At 73.2% G+C, this 15081-nt stretch carries 17 protein-coding genes; 10 read left to right on the plus strand and 7 right to left on the minus strand.

The window, feature by feature from the left end; translation table 11 throughout:
• Positions 1-73 precede the first annotated feature (73 nt).
• Together IEZ05_RS17910 and IEZ05_RS17915 are read left to right on the plus strand one after the other, a co-directional pair.
• The gene (locus IEZ05_RS17910) at positions 74-1255 is read left to right on the plus strand and encodes an FAD-dependent monooxygenase (RefSeq protein ID WP_189231137.1); all 1182 of its coding nucleotides are present in this window, start codon (positions 74-76) and stop codon (positions 1253-1255) included.
• A gap of 13 nt (positions 1256-1268) precedes the next feature.
• Positions 1269-2174, plus strand: coding sequence for a Gfo/Idh/MocA family protein (locus IEZ05_RS17915; RefSeq protein ID WP_189231138.1), 906 nt, complete (start codon positions 1269-1271; stop codon positions 2172-2174).
• On the opposite strand, the gene lnt is transcribed toward IEZ05_RS17915, so the two are convergent.
• Positions 2098-3672, minus strand: coding sequence for an apolipoprotein N-acyltransferase (lnt, locus tag IEZ05_RS17920; RefSeq protein ID WP_189231139.1), 1575 nt, complete (start codon positions 3670-3672; stop codon positions 2098-2100). The genes IEZ05_RS17915 and lnt overlap by 77 nt on opposite strands.
• A gap of 223 nt (positions 3673-3895) precedes the next feature.
• Here lnt and IEZ05_RS17925 point away from each other — a divergent pair, with 223 nt between their 5' ends.
• From IEZ05_RS17925 to IEZ05_RS17935, 3 genes are all read left to right on the plus strand, one after another.
• Positions 3896-4180: a hypothetical protein gene (locus IEZ05_RS17925; protein ID WP_189231140.1), complete on the plus strand. Its 285-nt coding sequence runs from the start codon at positions 3896-3898 to the stop codon at positions 4178-4180.
• Positions 4181-4328: 148 nt separating this feature from the next.
• Positions 4329-4904, plus strand: coding sequence for a hypothetical protein (locus IEZ05_RS17930; protein ID WP_229869758.1), 576 nt, complete (start codon positions 4329-4331; stop codon positions 4902-4904).
• A gap of 37 nt (positions 4905-4941) precedes the next feature.
• Positions 4942-5682: an SDR family oxidoreductase gene (locus tag IEZ05_RS17935; RefSeq protein ID WP_189231142.1), complete on the plus strand. Its 741-nt coding sequence runs from the start codon at positions 4942-4944 to the stop codon at positions 5680-5682.
• A 57-nt stretch (positions 5683-5739) separates the two neighbouring features.
• On the opposite strand, the gene IEZ05_RS17940 is transcribed toward IEZ05_RS17935, so the two are convergent.
• From IEZ05_RS17940 to IEZ05_RS17950, 3 genes are all read right to left on the minus strand, one after another.
• Positions 5740-5919 carry a hypothetical protein gene (locus IEZ05_RS17940; RefSeq protein WP_189231143.1) on the minus strand — a complete coding sequence of 60 codons (180 nt, stop codon included), beginning with the start codon at positions 5917-5919 and terminating at the stop codon, positions 5740-5742.
• A 64-nt stretch (positions 5920-5983) separates the two neighbouring features.
• Positions 5984-6859, minus strand: coding sequence for an undecaprenyl-diphosphate phosphatase (locus tag IEZ05_RS17945; RefSeq protein WP_189231144.1), 876 nt, complete (start codon positions 6857-6859; stop codon positions 5984-5986).
• Between the two features lie 181 nt (positions 6860-7040).
• Complete coding sequence (locus IEZ05_RS17950; RefSeq protein WP_189231145.1) at positions 7041-7820, minus strand: TVP38/TMEM64 family protein; 780 nt, start codon at positions 7818-7820, stop codon at positions 7041-7043.
• 49 nt (positions 7821-7869) lie between these two features.
• Between IEZ05_RS17950 and IEZ05_RS17955 the strand changes: the two genes are divergently transcribed.
• From IEZ05_RS17955 to IEZ05_RS17965, 3 genes are all read left to right on the plus strand, one after another.
• Positions 7870-8592 carry a DNA alkylation repair protein gene (locus tag IEZ05_RS17955; protein ID WP_189231146.1) on the plus strand — a complete coding sequence of 241 codons (723 nt, stop codon included), beginning with the start codon at positions 7870-7872 and terminating at the stop codon, positions 8590-8592.
• Positions 8593-8872: 280 nt separating this feature from the next.
• Entirely contained in the window at positions 8873-10042 is a 1170-nt protein-coding gene (tuf, locus tag IEZ05_RS17960) for an elongation factor Tu (RefSeq protein ID WP_189231147.1), read from the plus strand.
• 161 nt (positions 10043-10203) lie between these two features.
• Positions 10204-11049 carry a spermidine synthase gene (locus IEZ05_RS17965; protein ID WP_189231436.1) on the plus strand — a complete coding sequence of 282 codons (846 nt, stop codon included), beginning with the start codon at positions 10204-10206 and terminating at the stop codon, positions 11047-11049.
• Positions 11050-11077: 28 nt separating this feature from the next.
• On the opposite strand, the gene IEZ05_RS17970 is transcribed toward IEZ05_RS17965, so the two are convergent.
• Together IEZ05_RS17970 and IEZ05_RS17975 are read right to left on the minus strand one after the other, a co-directional pair.
• Positions 11078-12112, minus strand: coding sequence for a hypothetical protein (locus tag IEZ05_RS17970; protein WP_189231148.1), 1035 nt, complete (start codon positions 12110-12112; stop codon positions 11078-11080).
• Positions 12113-12200: 88 nt separating this feature from the next.
• The gene (locus IEZ05_RS17975) at positions 12201-13154 is read right to left on the minus strand and encodes a hypothetical protein (protein WP_189231149.1); all 954 of its coding nucleotides are present in this window, start codon (positions 13152-13154) and stop codon (positions 12201-12203) included.
• Between the two features lie 91 nt (positions 13155-13245).
• On the opposite strand from IEZ05_RS17975, the gene IEZ05_RS17980 reads away from it, so the two are divergent.
• A complete protein-coding gene (locus tag IEZ05_RS17980) occupies positions 13246-13683 on the plus strand; it encodes a DUF4442 domain-containing protein (RefSeq protein WP_189231437.1) in 438 nt (145 codons plus the stop codon).
• Positions 13684-13824: 141 nt separating this feature from the next.
• Positions 13825-14463, plus strand: coding sequence for a DedA family protein (locus IEZ05_RS17985; RefSeq protein WP_189231150.1), 639 nt, complete (start codon positions 13825-13827; stop codon positions 14461-14463).
• 21 nt (positions 14464-14484) lie between these two features.
• On the opposite strand, the gene IEZ05_RS17990 is transcribed toward IEZ05_RS17985, so the two are convergent.
• Positions 14485-15012: a gamma carbonic anhydrase family protein gene (locus tag IEZ05_RS17990; protein ID WP_189231438.1), complete on the minus strand. Its 528-nt coding sequence runs from the start codon at positions 15010-15012 to the stop codon at positions 14485-14487.
• Positions 15013-15081 lie beyond the last annotated feature (69 nt).

A 15081-nucleotide genomic window follows, 5' to 3' on the forward strand; every position in this document is an offset into this window, starting at 1 on the left:
ACGGCTGTAGTACAGTCGAGGCATCGGCTCACTACAGCTGTAGTGGCAGCCGGGGCGGACGCGAGGAGAAGCCATGGACAGGACCAAGCAGGCCGTCGTGATCGGCGGCGGGATCGGCGGACTCACCGCGGCGGCGGCCCTGCACGCCGCCGGCCTGCGGGTCACCGTCCTGGAGCGCTCCCCGCGCCTGGAGCCCGTCGGCGCGGCCATCTCCCTGTCGCCCAACGCCCTGCGGGCCCTGGACGTCATCGGCCTCGGCGACGAGATCCGCGGCCTCGCCGCCTGGCAGGGCGACGGCGGTCTGCGCACCCCGGGCGGGCGCTGGCTCTCCCGCTCCAGCGCCGAGGCCGCGGCGGACAGGTTCGGCGGCCCGCTCGTGCTCCTGCACCGGGCCACCCTCATCGACCGCCTCGCCGCACAGCTGCCGCCCGGCGCGGTCCGCACCGGCGCCGCCGCGACCCTCGTCGACCCCGGCGACGGCGACCGGCCGGCCCGCGTGCGCACACCCGACGGCGAGCTGGAGGCCGACCTGGTCGTGGCCGCCGACGGCATCCGCTCCGCCGTACGCCGGACGCTGTTCCCGGGCCACCCCGGACCCGTCTACTCCGGCTTCACCACATGGCGGGTGGTCATCCCGCTGCCCGGCGTCGCGTTCGCCTCGCACGAGACCTGGGGCCGGGGCCGCATCTGGGGCACGCACCCGCTGAAGGACGGCCGGGTCTACGCGTACGCCGCCGCCGTCACCCCGGCGGGCGGGCACGCCGCGGACGAGAGGGCGGAGCTGCTGCACCGGTACGGCGACTGGCACGACCCGATCCCCGCCGTCCTCGCCGCCGCCCGCCCCGAGGACGTCCTGCGCCACGACGTGCACCACATCGCCGAGCCGCTGCCCGCCCACCACCGCGGCCGGGTCGCCCTCCTCGGGGACGCGGCCCACGCCATGCCGCCGACCCTCGGCCAGGGCGGCAACCAGGCGATCGAGGACGCGATCGTGCTCGCCCACCACAGGGACGACCTCGCCGCCTACACGGCCGCCCGGCTGCCCCGGACGACCGCCGTCGCGCGGCAGGCCGTCAGGGTCGCCCGGCTGAACATGGCGGGCAGCCGCGCCGTGACCGCCGTACGCGACGCCGTGATCACCGCGCTGTCCAGGACCGGCCCCGCACTGTTCCTGCGGAGCTTCGACGGCATCGCCGACTGGCGGCCTCCGCAGGCGCCGTATGCTTCGCAGCGGACCCGGGCCGGCGAGCGTTAGAGGAGTACACCCCGTGAAGGTCGGTTGCATCGGACTCGGCGACATCGCGCAGAAGGCCTACCTGCCGGTGCTCGGCGTCCTGCCCGGTGCCGAGCTGCACCTGCAGACACGCACCCCCGCGACCCTCACCCGCGTCGCCGACGGCCTGCGCATCCCGGAAGGGCAGCGCCACGCCGACCTCGACTCCCTCCTCGCCCAGGACCTCGACGCCGCCTTCGTGCACGCGCCGACGGCGGTCCACCCCGAGATCGTGACGAGGCTCCTGGAAGCGGGCGTACCCACCTACGTCGACAAGCCCCTCGCCTACGAACTCGCCGACTCCGAGCGGCTGGTGGAGCTCGCCGAGCAGCGCGGCACGAGCCTCGCCGTCGGCTTCAACCGGCGCCACGCCCCCGGGTACGCGCAGTGCGCCGAGCACCCGCGCGAGCTGATCATCATGCAGAAGAACCGCACGGGGCTCCCGGAGGAGCCGCGCACGATGATCCTCGACGACTTCATCCACGTCGTCGACACCCTGCGGTTCCTGGTCCCCGGCCCGGTCGACGACGTCACCGTGCGCTCCCGCGTCGAGAACGGCCTGCTCCACCACGTCGTGCTCCAGCTCGCCGGGGACGGCTTCACCGCGCTCGGCGTGATGAACCGGCTCAGCGGCTCGGCCGAGGAGATCCTCGAGGTCTCCGGGCAGGACACCAAGCGCCAGGTGGTCAACCTCGCCGAGGTGATCGACCACAAGGGCCAGCCGACCGTGCGGCGGAGCGGCGACTGGGTGCCGGTGGCCCGGCAGCGCGGCATCGAGCAGGCGGTGCTCACCTTCCTCGACGCCGTGCGGGCGGGCAAGGTGCTCAGTGCCCGGGACGCGCTGGAGACCCATGAGCTGTGCGAGCGGGTGGTACGCGCGGTGCTGGATCCGACCGCCTGAGCCGCAGCGTCCGCACCCCTTCGGTGGCGGCCCAGGCCGCGAGGATCAGCAGTGCCGCGTGCACCGTCCAGTCGCCGAAGCGGACGTACAGGGTGGTCCCCTGGGCGAGCGGCACGTCGTACACCTGCGCCGCGCTCGCGTCGGTGCCGAGCCAGGGGCCGATGCGCGCACCCGTCGCGTCGTGCACGGCGGAGACCCCGGTCAGCGTCGCGTGGACCATCGGGCGGCCGGTCTCGGCGGCGCGCAGCGCGGCGAGCGAGGCGTGCTGCTCGGGCGCCCAGGTGTCCTGGAACGTCGAAGTCGACGACTGGGCGAGCAGCACCTCGGCGCCGTCGGCGGCCAGATGGCGGCTCATGTCGGGGAAGGCGCTCTCGAAGCACACCATCGGACCGATCCGCAGCCCCTTCCCCACGTCCATCACGACCTGCTCCGAGCCGCGCCTGCGGTCCTCGCCCGCCGCCTTGCCGACGGAGGTGGCCCAGCCGAGCAGTGAGCGCGCCGGAACGTACTCCCCGAAGGGCACCAGCCGCATCTTGTCGTAGCGGTCGCCGGTCGGGCCGTCCGGGCCGACGAGCACCGAGCTCTTGTAGATGCCGGGCTTGTCCGAGCGCCGCGCGTCCACGTTGACCAGGATGTCCGCACCCGTCTCCCGGGACAGGGCCGCCAGCCGCCGGGCCAGGTCCGGCCGGTCGTCCAGGTCGAAGCCGACGCTGCTCTCGCCCCAGACGATCAGGTCGGCGCCCCGGTCCGCCAGTCCGCGGGTCAGCTGCTCCTCCCGGTCGAAGCGCCGGTCGGCGCTGTCGCGGCCGGCGACGACACCGGGCTGCACCACGGCCACGGCGACCCGCTCGCCCGTATCGGGGCGCGGCGCCCACACCCAGGCGGCGGAGGTGGCGGCGGCGGTGGCGACGAGCCCGGCCACGGCGGGCACCCGGGCCCGGCGGACGGCGACCAGAACGGCGACGGCCACGTTGACGGCCACCACCAGGAAGCTGAGCAGCCACACCCCGCCGACCGAGGCGAGCCGCAGCGTCGGCGAGACCTGCCACTGGCTGGCACCGATCATCCCCCAGGGGCCGCCGAGCCCCTGCCAGGACCGGACCAGCTCCACGGCCAGCCAGCCCGACGGCAGCACCAGGAGCGCCGCCGCGACCCGGCGGCCCGACGGGGCCCCGCCCAGCAGCCGCCGCACCAGCCATCCCCACGGCGCCCACAACGCGCCGAGCAGCGCGGCGATGACGAACGTGAACACGTGCAGGCTGGGAAGCAGCCAGTGGTGCATGGCCAGCATGAACCCGAACCCCGCGCACCAGCCGTCGTACGCGGCCCGCCTGCCGGTCGGCGCGCTGCGGGCCAGCAGCAGCCACGGCACCAGCGCGGCCCAGGCCCACCACCACAGCGACGGGGCGGGGAAGGCGAGGACGGGCAGCGCGCCGGCGAGTACGGCGACCGCCGAGCGCCGCCGGGGAGAGATGAGCCAGTGGCCGAGCGTCTTCATGGGCGGCTCCCTACCCCGTGGTGCTTTCAGTGTGCGCTCTCGACGCGGACCCGTTCAGTTGATCACACCGGCAGCGCGCCGGCCGGGCAGGCGTCCGCCGCCGTTCGGATCACCCGGGGTGGCCCTTCAGGTGATTGCCGGACGCCTCGTGAGCCGGACAGCCGTCGCGGGGGTACGACAGCCCAGCAGAGGACGAACCCGGAATGGCGTGAGGAGCTCGGGGATGTACGCAGCAGTCCGACGGTACGAAGGGGTGACCGATTCGGCCGAGGCGGCGCGTCTCGTGAACGAGGGGTTCCTGCCGCTGCTGCATCAGGTCTCCGGCTTCGTGGCCTACTACTGGATCGATGCCGGGGGCGGGGTGATGGTCTCGACCAGCATCTTCCAGGACCGGGCCGGTGCCGAGGAATCGGTCCTGCGGGCCGCGGGCTTCGTGCGGGACCACCTCTCGTCGGTGCTCCCCAACCCGCCCGAGGTCATGGCCGGCGAGGTGGTGGCCTCCGTGTGACGGTCCGTGACTGTCCGGCCGTGCCGTCAATTCCGTCGGTCCGGCCTGGCGGAAGGTGGATCATGGGGGCGTGAAGCAGCGGACGCAGAGCGTGGCCCCGGTCGGACAGTCGGAGCACGAGCCGGAACTCTCGGCGTACCAGAGGGCGATGCGGGACCGGCTTATGGCGGCCCCCGTGGTGCCCGCGCCCGAGCCCTGGCGGCCTGTCTTCGCGGCCACGTACGGCGTGCCGGTCGGCGGGCTGCTCGGGATCGGCTTCGCGTCGGATCCCGGCACCGGCCACGATCTCGTGATGGTCGTCTCGCACGACGGGCGCGGGCTCTTCGACGCCGTCACCGGCGAGAAGATCGCCCGGGACCGCGACCCCGACGCCGAGCACAGCACCCCCGACGCGGCCGCCGACCTGTCCTGCCCGGGGCTGGGGCCGATCGCCGGGAGCCGCGTGCACATCGCCGGGCTCTTCGGCGGGGGACTGCACCGCACCACCGAGGACGGCTGGTGCCTCGAGGTGGTCACTCCGGCCTGGCCGAACGAGCGTGTCCTGCTCTCCCGCGACGGCGGGCCGCCCCACGCGGGTCCGCACGGAGAGCGGTGGTGGCACATCGTGCACGTGAACTACTCCACGTTCCGCGCAGCCGGCTTCTCGCCCTCCGGACGCACCATCGCCGTGGCGACGAGCAGCGACCTCGCCCTGTGGACACGGAGCACTTCACGCCTAGGATGATCGATGATCGATCAAATACCTGTCGCAGGAGGTTCTCATGACGCGTCCCGTCACCGTCGTCACCGGAGGCAGCCGGGGGATCGGCGCGGCGACCTGCCTGCGCCTCGCCTCCGACGGGCACGACGTCGTCATCGGCTACGTCCGCGACGAGGCGGCCGCCGGGGCGGTCGCGGCCGGGGTACGGGAGGCGGGCGGCCGCGCCCTCGCCGTGCGGGCGGACACATCAGTCGAGGCCGACGTCGAGCACCTCTTCGAGGCGGCCGAGCGGGAGCTCGGCCCGGTGACGGGCCTGGTGAACAACGCGGCGGTGACCGGCCCACTGGGGCGCCTCGCCGACAGCGACACCGCGGACCTGCGCCGGGTCCTCGACGTCAATCTGCTGGGCGCGCTGCTGTGCGCCCGCCGCGCCGCGCAGCTGATGACGGCGCGGGGGAGCGGCGTGATCGTCAACGTGTCGTCGGGCGCCGCGACCCTCGGCAGCCCGGGGGAGTACGTCCACTACGCGGCGTCCAAGGCGGGCGTCGACGCCCTGACCGTGGGCCTGGCCAAGGAACTCGGCCCGGCAGGCGTCCGCGTCAACGCCGTCGCGCCGGGCGTCACCGACACCGACATGCACGCCGCCATGGGCGACCCGGACCGGGCCCGGCGGATGGGGGCGGCCGTGCCGCTGGGGCGCGCGGGCCGGGCCGAGGAGGTCGCCGCGGCCATCGCCTGGCTGATGTCGCCGGACGCGTCGTACACGACGGGGACGGTGCTGCGCGTCGCGGGTGGCCGCTGAGGCGTCAACGCGGCGCGTGCTGCGGGAGGTTGCTCGCGGGCCGGCCTACCGGGCCGCTCAGGCGGCCTCGATGATCTCGCAGCGGATCGCGGCGGCCCATTCGACCACCAGCAACTCGTACTCCACGCGCTCCTGAGCCGACAGGGATCCGCCCGCACGTCGCCACAGGGCGCGGATCTGGTCGTTCAGCTCCGCGGCGGAACGCACGGAACCAGGGGTCACGTAATCGGGGGACATGCGGACAAGCCTAGGGGCAAGCACTGACACTGCGCTACCGGACGGCTACGCAGGCATATGCCCGTCAGCCGGCGGACTCGGCGGCGTGCGGGCTGAGGACACCGGCCGCGACCAGGGCGATGATGAGGACGCCGAGCGCGATGCGGTACCAGACGAACGGCATGAAGCTCTTGGTCGAGATGAACTTCATGAACCAGGCGATCACCACATAGCCCGTGCCGAAGGCGATGACCGTCGCGAACAGCGTCGGGCCCCAGGAGACGTGGTCGCTCTCCATCGCGTCCTTGAGCTCGAACAGGCCGGAGGCGAGCACCGCGGGGATCGCGAGCAGGAACGAGTACCGGGCCGCGGCCTCGCGCCGGTAGCCCATGAAGAGGCCGCCGCTGATGGTCGCGCCGGAGCGGGAGACGCCGGGGATGAGGGCCATGGCCTGGCAGAGCCCGTAGACCAGGCCGTCCCGGACGCCCAGGTCCTCCAGCTCCTTGCGCCGCTTCGGCGCTCGGTGCCGGCCGCCCTTCTCGTCGCGTGCCGCCAGCCGGTCCGCGATGCCGATGATCACGCCGACGACGATCAGCATGGTCGCGGTGATGCGCAGATCGCGGAACGGCCCCTCGATCTGGTCCTTCAGCGTCAGGCCGAGCACGCCGATCGGGATCGAGCCGATGATCACCAGCCAGCCCATGCGGGCGTCCGGGTCGCGGCGCATCTCCTTGTTCGTGAGCGAGCGGGTCCACGCCGAGATGATCCGCCCGATGTCCTTGCGGAAGTAGATGAGGACGGCGGCCTCCGTGCCGATCTGGGTGATCGCCGTGAAGGCCGCACCCGGGTCGTGCCAGCCGGAGAACGCCGCGGTCAGGCGCAGGTGCGCGCTGGAGGACACGGGGAGGAACTCGGTCAGCCCCTGGACGAGTCCGAGGATGAGGGATTCAAACCAAGACATGAAGTTACGGAGTCCAAGTGCCGATCGAGGAACGGTCGATGGACACACCGAGCCACCGTCCGCGGTGATCAGGATCAGGCGTGTCGAGGGGCAGCGTAGCGCCCCGAAATGAAGGCCGGACGACAGGGGCCCGGGGCCAGGGCGGGGCCCGGCCGGACCCCGTACCCCCGGGCGGGCTCGGTCAGCGCCCGCGCAGCTGGTGACGCTTGCGCCAGGCCACCACCGCGCCCGCCAGCCCCGGCAGGGCGATGCAGGCCAGGGCGATCAGGAAGGCCGGTGAGGTCGGTGTCGAGGCGCGGGCCCCGGCGACGGCGTAGGCGGCGGTGTTCGGGATCGACCCGAGGCCCGTCGCCAGCAGGAACGGCAGCAGGCCCATGCGGGAGACGGCCGCGCAGTAGTTGGCGGCGGCGAACGGCACCCCCGGGAACAGCCGTGCCGCCAGCATCGAGCGGAAGCCGTGCCGGCTGAGCTGCCCGTCCGCCGCCTTCAGCCACTTGCCCCGCAGCAGCGGACGCAGCGCCTCCTGGCCGAGCACCCGGCCCAGGCAGAAGGCGACCCCGGCGCCCAGGACCGTTCCCGCCAGGGCGGAGGCGAGGCCGAGCTGCGAGCCGAACAGGGCACCCGCGGCCAGGTTCAGCAGCGGGCGCGGTACGAAGGCGACGGTGCACAGTCCGTACGCCACCGCGTAGGCGAGCGCCGCGGCGGCGCCCCCGAGCTGTGGCGGCCAGCCGTTCGTCAGCAACTGCTGCGGCTGGAACAGCACCACCGCCGTCCCGGCCGACGCGAGCAGGGCGACGAGCAGGGAGAAACGGGACCACGGCGAGAGCAGAACTCTCGTCACGCGGGCGGTGAGACCGGTCGGTGCGACGGGCCCGGCGGCCGTGGCGACGGAGAGCTCCGTCGCCGCGGCCCGGGGAGAGGCCGTGATGGTGCCCCCAGAGCGGGTGGTGGCATCGAGCATCCGGTGACACTAACCGACATATGTGTGTGATCGCCGTAGGGTGCGTCTCATGAGCGTCACAGACACGGGAATTCCGGACGTGCCGCACAGCCCGCTCGCCGACACCGTGATGGAGCGGCTGACCGTCGTGTACGCCGCCGCGGCCGATCCCGGGCGGGCCGTGGCGATGCGGACGTACATGAAGGACGTGGCCCCCTTCCTGGGCCTGACCACGCCTGTTCGCCGTGACCTGTCCCGAACGGTCCTGGCAGGGCTGCCCCGTCCCGGCGAGGCGGACTGCACCGCGATCGCGCTGCGCTGCTGGCGGTTGCCCGAGCGCGAGTACCACTACTTCGCCGTCGATCTCCTGCGCCGTCATGTGACGTATTGCTCCTCCGGTTTCCTGCCGGTGGTCCGGCATCTGCTCACCACCGTCCCCTGGTGGGACACCGTCGACCTGCTCGCCGCACATGTCGTCGGAGGGCTGGTCGCGGCCGACCGCGGCCTCACGGCCGCCATGGACGCCTGGATCGCGGACGACGACCTCTGGCTGGTCCGTACCGCCCTGCTCCACCAACTGCGCTACCGGGAACGCACCGACACCGACCGCCTCTTCGGCTACTGCCTGCGCCGGTCCGGCCACCCCGACTTCTTCGTCCGCAAGGCCATCGGCTGGTGCCTGCGCGAGTACGCGAAGACCGACCCCGACGCCGTGCGCGCCTTCGTGGCCGCGCACGGGCAGGACCTCGCCCCGCTGTCCGTGCGGGAGGCGCTGCGGAACATCGGTCCGTAGCACCGGGGGTGACAGGCACGCCGATCGAACTCCCGTGCCATAAAAAAGCATTCGACGTGGGACAAAGCGTCGGCGATGATCGGCGTCATGTTCCGGTACGCCTTCCACCTCGCAGCATCCGCGGTCGCGGATGCCCCGAAGGCTGCCGTCCCCTTCTTCCCGGCCGCCGCCGACGGCGCCCGAAGCTGACCCTCCCCGGATCGTCCGGCGGACCCCGCAGGGGGAGGGTCGGCCGGCCCCAGGGGTCCCCACCACCGCCACGAGGCTTCGAGGTACCGCCATGTCCAAGACGGCGTACGTCCGCACCAAACCGCATCTGAACATCGGCACGATGGGCCATGTCGACCACGGCAAGACCACCCTGACCGCCGCCATCACCAAGGTCCTCGCCGAGCGCGGCGGCGGCACCTTCGTGCCGTTCGACCGCATCGACCGCGCCCCGGAGGAGGCGGCGCGCGGCATCACCATCAACATCGCGCACGTCGAGTACGAGACGGACACCCGGCACTACGCGCACGTCGACATGCCGGGCCACGCCGACTACGTCAAGAACATGGTCACCGGCGCCGCCCAGCTCGACGGGGCGATCCTCGTCGTCTCCGCGCTGGACGGGATCATGCCGCAGACCGCCGAACACGTGCTGCTCGCCCGGCAGGTGGGCGTCGACCACATCGTGGTCGCCCTCAACAAGGCCGACGCGGGTGACGAGGAGCTGACCGACCTGGTCGAGCTGGAGGTCCGCGAACTGCTCACCGCGCACGGCTACGGCGGTGACGCCGTGCCCGTCGTACGGGTCTCGGGGCTGAAGGCCCTGGAGGGCGACCCGCGCTGGACGGCCTCGGTCGAGGCGCTGCTCGACGCGGTGGACACCTATGTGCCCATGCCCGAGCGGTACCTGGACGCGCCGTTCCTGCTGTCCGTGGAGAACGTGCTCACCATCACGGGCCGCGGCACGGTCGTCACCGGCGCCGTCGAGCGGGGCACCGTCCGCGTCGGCGACCGGGTCGAAGTACTCGGGGCGTCCGTCGAGACGGTCGTGACCGGCCTGGAGACCTTCGGCAAGCCGATGGAGGAGGCGCAGGCCGGGGACAACGTGGCGCTGCTGCTGCGCGGTGTCGCCCGCGACACGGTGCGCCGCGGCCACGTGGTCGCCGCGCCCGGCAGTGTCGTGCCCGCCCGGCGCTTCTCGGCGCGGGTGTACGTGCTGTCGGCGCGCGAGGGCGGGCGCTCGACGCCGCTCACCACCGGGTACCGGCCGCAGTTCTACATCCGCACCGCGGACGTGGTCGGCGACGTGGACCTCGGGGAGACCGCTGTCGCCCGGCCCGGGGACACCGTCACGATGACGGTGGAGCTGGGGCGGGACGTGCCGTTGGAGACCGGCCTCGGGTTCGCCGTCCGCGAAGGCGGGCGGACGGTGGGGGCGGGCACGGTGACGGCTGTCGGGTGAGCCGCCGTGCCCCCGGCCGCGGCCGGGGGCACGGCCGTGAGTGGGGGTGCGGGGAGCCGTCGTGGCTGGTCGCGCCCGCGCGGCGGAGCCGTACCTCGACGCGGCCCCGCGCCCCCGGCGGCACCGCCCGGCCGCACAATGGAGGGGTGAACCACGAGGGAGTGCACGAAGCCGTACCCGTCAGCCGCGTCACCGACCACGGCACCGTGAAGCTGATGCCTGACGTCGACCGGCGGCGGGCCTGGCTGCTCACCGTCGACGGGGCGCCGCAGTCGTACGTCGACCTGGACGAGCCGGCGCACCTGGAGTTCGAGTACGCGCGGCGGCTCGGCCACGCCCTGGACACCGTGGCGGAGCCGGGCCGTCCGCTGGACGTGCTGCACCTCGGTGGGGGCGCGTTCACCCTGCCCCGGTACGTCGCCGCGACCCGGCCCGGCTCGCGGCAGCACGTCGTGGAGGCCGACCTCGGCCTGCTGGAACTGGTCGCCGAGCACCTGCCGCTGCCGGGCGGCGCCGGCATCACCGCCCACGGCGCGGACGCCCGCGCCTGGCTGGAGGCGGCGCCCGCGGACTCGGTCGACGTCGTCGTCGCCGACGTCTTCGGCGGCTCCCGCGTACCCGCGCACCTGACGACCCTCGCCTGGGCCCGCGAGGCCGAGCGGGTCCTGCGGGGCGACGGCGTCTACCTGGCCAACCTCGCCGACGCGGCGCCGTTCGCGTTCCTGCGCACGCAACTCGCGGCCTTCGCCGCGCTCTTCGAGGAGCTGGCGCTCGTCGCCGAACCGGGGGTGCTGCGCGGACGCCGCTTCGGCAACGCCGTACTCGTCGCCGCGCACCGGCCCCTCGACACGGCGGCGCTGGCGCGGCGCACCGCCGCCGACGCCTTCCCGGCCCGCGTCGAACACGGGCCCGCCCTGCGGGACTTCATCGGCGACGCGCGGCCGGTGCGGGACGAGGACGCCGTGCCGTCGCCCGAGCCTCCGGCCGGGGCGTTCGGCATCGGCTGAGCGGCGGGCACGGCACGCCGAGCGGGGCTCAGGCCTCCGTCGGCGGGTCCTCGGTCAGGCGCACGGTGCTCAGGATCTTCTGGATCGTCGCCTCGGGGATCTCGTCCTTGACGCCCTTGGCGCCGTAGAGGTTCCAGGTGACGAAGTCGCCGGCGCCGTTCTTGAACGCGAAGGTGATCGCCTTGCCCTCGCTGTCGCACTTCCCCTTCTGCGGGGTGCCCTCCGAGTGGGCCGTGGCGACGCTGCCCTTGATACCGGAGGCCGTGGTGTAGTCCTTCGGCTTGTCGTACTTGACGCTCTTCCTGTCCGGCTCCGTGTAGCCGCCGTAGATCCACCACGGCACCCGGGTCTCGGCCGCCATGGCGGCGTCCTTGGCGCCGTCCTCGCCGCGGGTACCGGCGGTGGCGAGGGCGGTGCTCTCCTTGCGTCCGTCCTTGTTCGAGTCCTCGGTGCACCACTCGGACTTGAGGTAGGCCGGGGCGGTGACGGTGGTGCGGTCCGTCTTCCCGTCCTCCTCCCACTCGAAGCCGACGCTCGTGTCGGTGCTGTCGATCTCCCAGTCGGCCGGCACGTCGAACATGGTGCCGAAGCGCGGGTTGGCGACGACCTTCCAGCCCTCGACGGTCGGCTTCAGCTCGCCGCCGCCGCGCGGGTCGTCCCCGCCACCGGACGCGCTCGGATCGGCCGTCGGGGACGCGGACTTGTCCGCGGACGCGCTCGCGGTCGGCTTCTTGTCCTTGCCGTCGTCCGCCGTGTCGTCCTTGTCACCGCCCAGCACCAGGAATCCGGTCACGCCGGCGGCCACCACCACGGCGAGCGCGGCGACGATCGCGACCAGCTTCGTCCGGTTCCCGCCACCGCCACCACCGCCGCCGACGACGGTCGGCGGCTCCGGCCTGCCGGGAGGCTGGTTGGCGCCCCACTGCGGCTGCTGCCCGTACGGACCGGGCTGCTGCTGGTAGCCGGGCTGCTGGTACGGATTCGGCTGCTGGTACCCCGGCTGCTGGTACGGGTTGTTCTGCGGATTCTGCTCGCCCCCGGGCGGCTGCTGTCCTGGCCACATGTGCAGTCACCCTAGTGCGGCGCCGGACACGATTCGGTCACTGCCCCTTGTCAGGGACGTACCGAAGCCGGCGCCGGGCCGCGATTCCTCAGGAGTCCGAGGGCGTGAACTCCCGGACAGTGCCCGCGATCTTCCGCACGGTGGCGTCCGCCACCTCGTCACCGACCCGCGCGGGACCGACGAACGACCAGGACACGAGGTCGCCGTCGGCCGCCTTGAAGGCGAACGTCGTGGCCTTGCCGTCCACGTCGCACTTGCCCCTCTTCGCCACCCCGGCCGACCGGGAGGTGGCGAGGCTGCCGGTGATGCCGGAGGTGGTGGTGAAGGAGACCACCGGCTCCGTCGTGATCTTCTTCCGGTCGGGCTGGGCGAACGCCCCGTACACCCACTCCGCCGAGTCGGACCGGGCGATCTCCTCGGTGCTCCGCGCACCGTTGTTGCCCCGGGTGCCGGCGGAGGCGAGGGGTGTGTGGTCCACCGAGCCGTCCTTGTCGTCGTCCGAGGCGCACCACTCCTCCTCCAGCACGGCAGGGGCCCTCATGGCGATCAGCGGTGTGTCGTCGGGATCCTCGTCGTCCGTGACGAAGCTGACCCAGTCGGCCGACTGTCGCTCCCAGGAGGCCGGTACGTCGAAGGCGACACCGAGCTCCGGGTTCACCACGGTGTTCCAGCCGGGGACGGCCGGCCGCGGGGCGCCGTCCGCGTTCCGTGGGTCGCCCGAGGGCGAGGGAGGGGACGCGGACGCCGACGACGCGACCGGGTCCGGCTCGGCCCGGTCGTCCTCGCCGCCGCCCAGGAGGACGGCCCCGGTCACGGCGGCGGCCACCACGACGGCCGTGGCGGCGACGACCGCCACCACCTTCGTGCGGCGTCCGCCCGGCCCGCCGCCGGGCGGCGGGCCCGCCGTGACCGTGGGGGCGTTCCACGGAGCGGGCGGCTGCTGTCCGGGGTGCGCGGCGTGCTGCTGGTAGCCCGGCTGCCGGTACGGGTTCGGCTGCCCGGAGTGCGGACCCCCGGCGGATGACTGCTCTCCTGGCCACATGGGCGGCAAGCATACGGCGGTCACCGAAAGCGTCCGGCCCTGGCCCTGGAATGCTACTCGTGGGTAACCTGCTGCCATGAGCGCAGATCAGATGTCGATCGGCGAGTTGCTCGCCGCCACGGTGCCGATGGTCAGGACCCTGAACCTCGAGTACCTGGAGACCACCCCCGAGAAGGCGGTCCTGGCCCTGCCGGACCAGAGCGAGTACCGCAACCACGTCGGCGGGCCGCACGCCGGAGCCATGTTCACGCTGGGCGAGTCGGCCAGTGGGGCGATCGTCCTGGCCGCCTTCGGCGACCAGCTCTCCCGCGCCGTGCCGCTGCCGGTCACCGCCGAGATCGCGTTCAAGAAGATCGCCCTGGGCCCGGTCACCGCCACCGCGACCCTCGGCCGGCCGATCAGCGAGGTCGTCGCGGAACTGGACGAGGGCAAGCGCCCCGAGTTTCCGGTGAGCGTCGCCATCCGGCGCGAGGACGGGGCGGTGACCGGGGAGATGACGGTGGTGTGGACCCTGCGGCCCAACGGCTGAGCCGGGGGCCGGCGGCCGGGGCCGGGACGGGAACGGCCGCGCGGACCGGTAGGCTTCCCGGGTGCGCCTCCGTCGAGGCGCACCCGGGAAGCGGCGGGGCACCCCCGCACACGGCAGGGACGCGAATCGGAGGATGTGGCGTTGCACGTCCAGGAGTGGCTCGACACGGTGCCCGCGGCGGCCGTCTACGCCGTCGTCGGACTGGTCATCGGTCTGGAGAGCCTCGGCATCCCGTTGCCCGGCGAGATCATCCTGGTCTCGGCGGCCCTGCTCTCCTCCCAGCACGCCGGCGTCGACCCGGTGATCCTCGGCGCCTGCGCCAGCGCGGGCGCGGTGATCGGTGACTCCATCGGGTACGCCATCGGCCGCAGGGGCGGCCGGCCCCTGCTGGCCTGGCTGGGCAGGAAGTTCCCCAAGCACTTCAGCGAGGGACACATCGCCACCGCCGAGCGGTCCTTCCAGAAGTGGGGCATGTGGGCGGTGTTCTTCGGCCGCTTCGTCGCCCTGCTGCGCATCTTCGCCGGCCCGCTGGCGGGCGTGCTGCGGATGCCGTACTGGAAGTTCCTGGTCGCCAACGTCCTGGGCGGGATCGTCTGGGCGGGCGGCACCACCGCCGTCATCTACTACGTCGGTGTTGTCGCCGAGTCCTGGCTCAAGCGCTTCTCGTGGCTGGGTCTGGTGATCGCGGTCCTGATCGGCGTCGCCTCCATGCTCGTCGTCAAGCGCAAGGCGGCGAAGGCGGCCCGGCCGGAGCCGGACCCCGTCCCCGCGGGCGACTGACGCGCCCGAGCGCTTTCCCGCTCAGTCGTGGATCTCGCCGTGGGCCTTCGCCAGGTCCGCGTACATCGTCCCGTTCAGCGTGACGCCCTGACGCTCCTCCTCCGTCAGCTCCCGCCTCACCTTCGCCGGCACACCCGCGACCAGCGATCCCGGCGGCACCCGCATGCCCTGCGGGACGAGAGCCTGGGCGGCCACCAGTGAACCGGCGCCGATCACCGCGCCGTTGAGGACGGTGGCGCCCATGCCGATCAGGCAGTCGTCCTCGACGGTCGCCCCGTGCACGACCGCGTTGTGCCCGATGGAGACGCGCTCGCCGACCGTGACGGGGAAGCCGGGGTCGGCGTGGAGCGTGCAGTTGTCCTGGACGTTGCTGCTCGCCCCGACGGTGATCCGCTCGACGTCGCCGCGCAGCACCGCGCCGTACCAGACGCTCGCGCCCGCGTGCAGCGTCACGTCCCCGATGACCGAGGACGTCGGCGCCACGAAGGCCTCCGCGTCCACCTTCGGGTCCTTGCCGCCGATGCCCTTGATCAGCGCCTTGTGCGTCATCATCGCCTCCTGGTCCGGTGCTGGAGTGCACCGTACGCCACCCGGTGGGGTGAAGATCACAGGCCTCCG

The organism is Streptomyces flaveolus, assembly GCF_014648815.1.
GTDB classification, from domain to species: Bacteria; Actinomycetota; Actinomycetes; order Streptomycetales; family Streptomycetaceae; genus Streptomyces; species Streptomyces flaveolus.

Excerpts from the sequence above, each read along its gene's own strand:
- IEZ05_RS17910 (WP_189231137.1), top strand. The coding sequence starts at position 74 with ATGGACAGGACCAAGCAGGCCGTCGTGATCGGCGGCGGGATCGGCGGA.
- lnt (WP_189231139.1), bottom strand. The coding sequence starts at position 3,672 with ATGAAGACGCTCGGCCACTGGCTCATCTCTCCCCGGCGGCGCTCGGCG.
- IEZ05_RS17925 (WP_189231140.1), top strand. The coding sequence starts at position 3,896 with ATGTACGCAGCAGTCCGACGGTACGAAGGGGTGACCGATTCGGCCGAG.
- IEZ05_RS17930 (WP_229869758.1), top strand. The coding sequence starts at position 4,329 with ATGCGGGACCGGCTTATGGCGGCCCCCGTGGTGCCCGCGCCCGAGCCC.
- IEZ05_RS17935 (WP_189231142.1), top strand. The coding sequence starts at position 4,942 with ATGACGCGTCCCGTCACCGTCGTCACCGGAGGCAGCCGGGGGATCGGC.
- IEZ05_RS17940 (WP_189231143.1), bottom strand. The coding sequence starts at position 5,919 with ATGTCCCCCGATTACGTGACCCCTGGTTCCGTGCGTTCCGCCGCGGAG.
- IEZ05_RS17945 (WP_189231144.1), bottom strand. The coding sequence starts at position 6,859 with ATGTCTTGGTTTGAATCCCTCATCCTCGGACTCGTCCAGGGGCTGACC.
- IEZ05_RS17950 (WP_189231145.1), bottom strand. The coding sequence starts at position 7,820 with ATGCTCGATGCCACCACCCGCTCTGGGGGCACCATCACGGCCTCTCCC.
- IEZ05_RS17955 (WP_189231146.1), top strand. The coding sequence starts at position 7,870 with ATGAGCGTCACAGACACGGGAATTCCGGACGTGCCGCACAGCCCGCTC.
- tuf (WP_189231147.1), top strand. The coding sequence starts at position 8,873 with ATGTCCAAGACGGCGTACGTCCGCACCAAACCGCATCTGAACATCGGC.
- IEZ05_RS17970 (WP_189231148.1), bottom strand. The coding sequence starts at position 12,112 with ATGTGGCCAGGACAGCAGCCGCCCGGGGGCGAGCAGAATCCGCAGAAC.
- IEZ05_RS17975 (WP_189231149.1), bottom strand. The coding sequence starts at position 13,154 with ATGTGGCCAGGAGAGCAGTCATCCGCCGGGGGTCCGCACTCCGGGCAG.
- IEZ05_RS17980 (WP_189231437.1), top strand. The coding sequence starts at position 13,246 with ATGTCGATCGGCGAGTTGCTCGCCGCCACGGTGCCGATGGTCAGGACC.
- IEZ05_RS17990 (WP_189231438.1), bottom strand. The coding sequence starts at position 15,012 with ATGACGCACAAGGCGCTGATCAAGGGCATCGGCGGCAAGGACCCGAAG.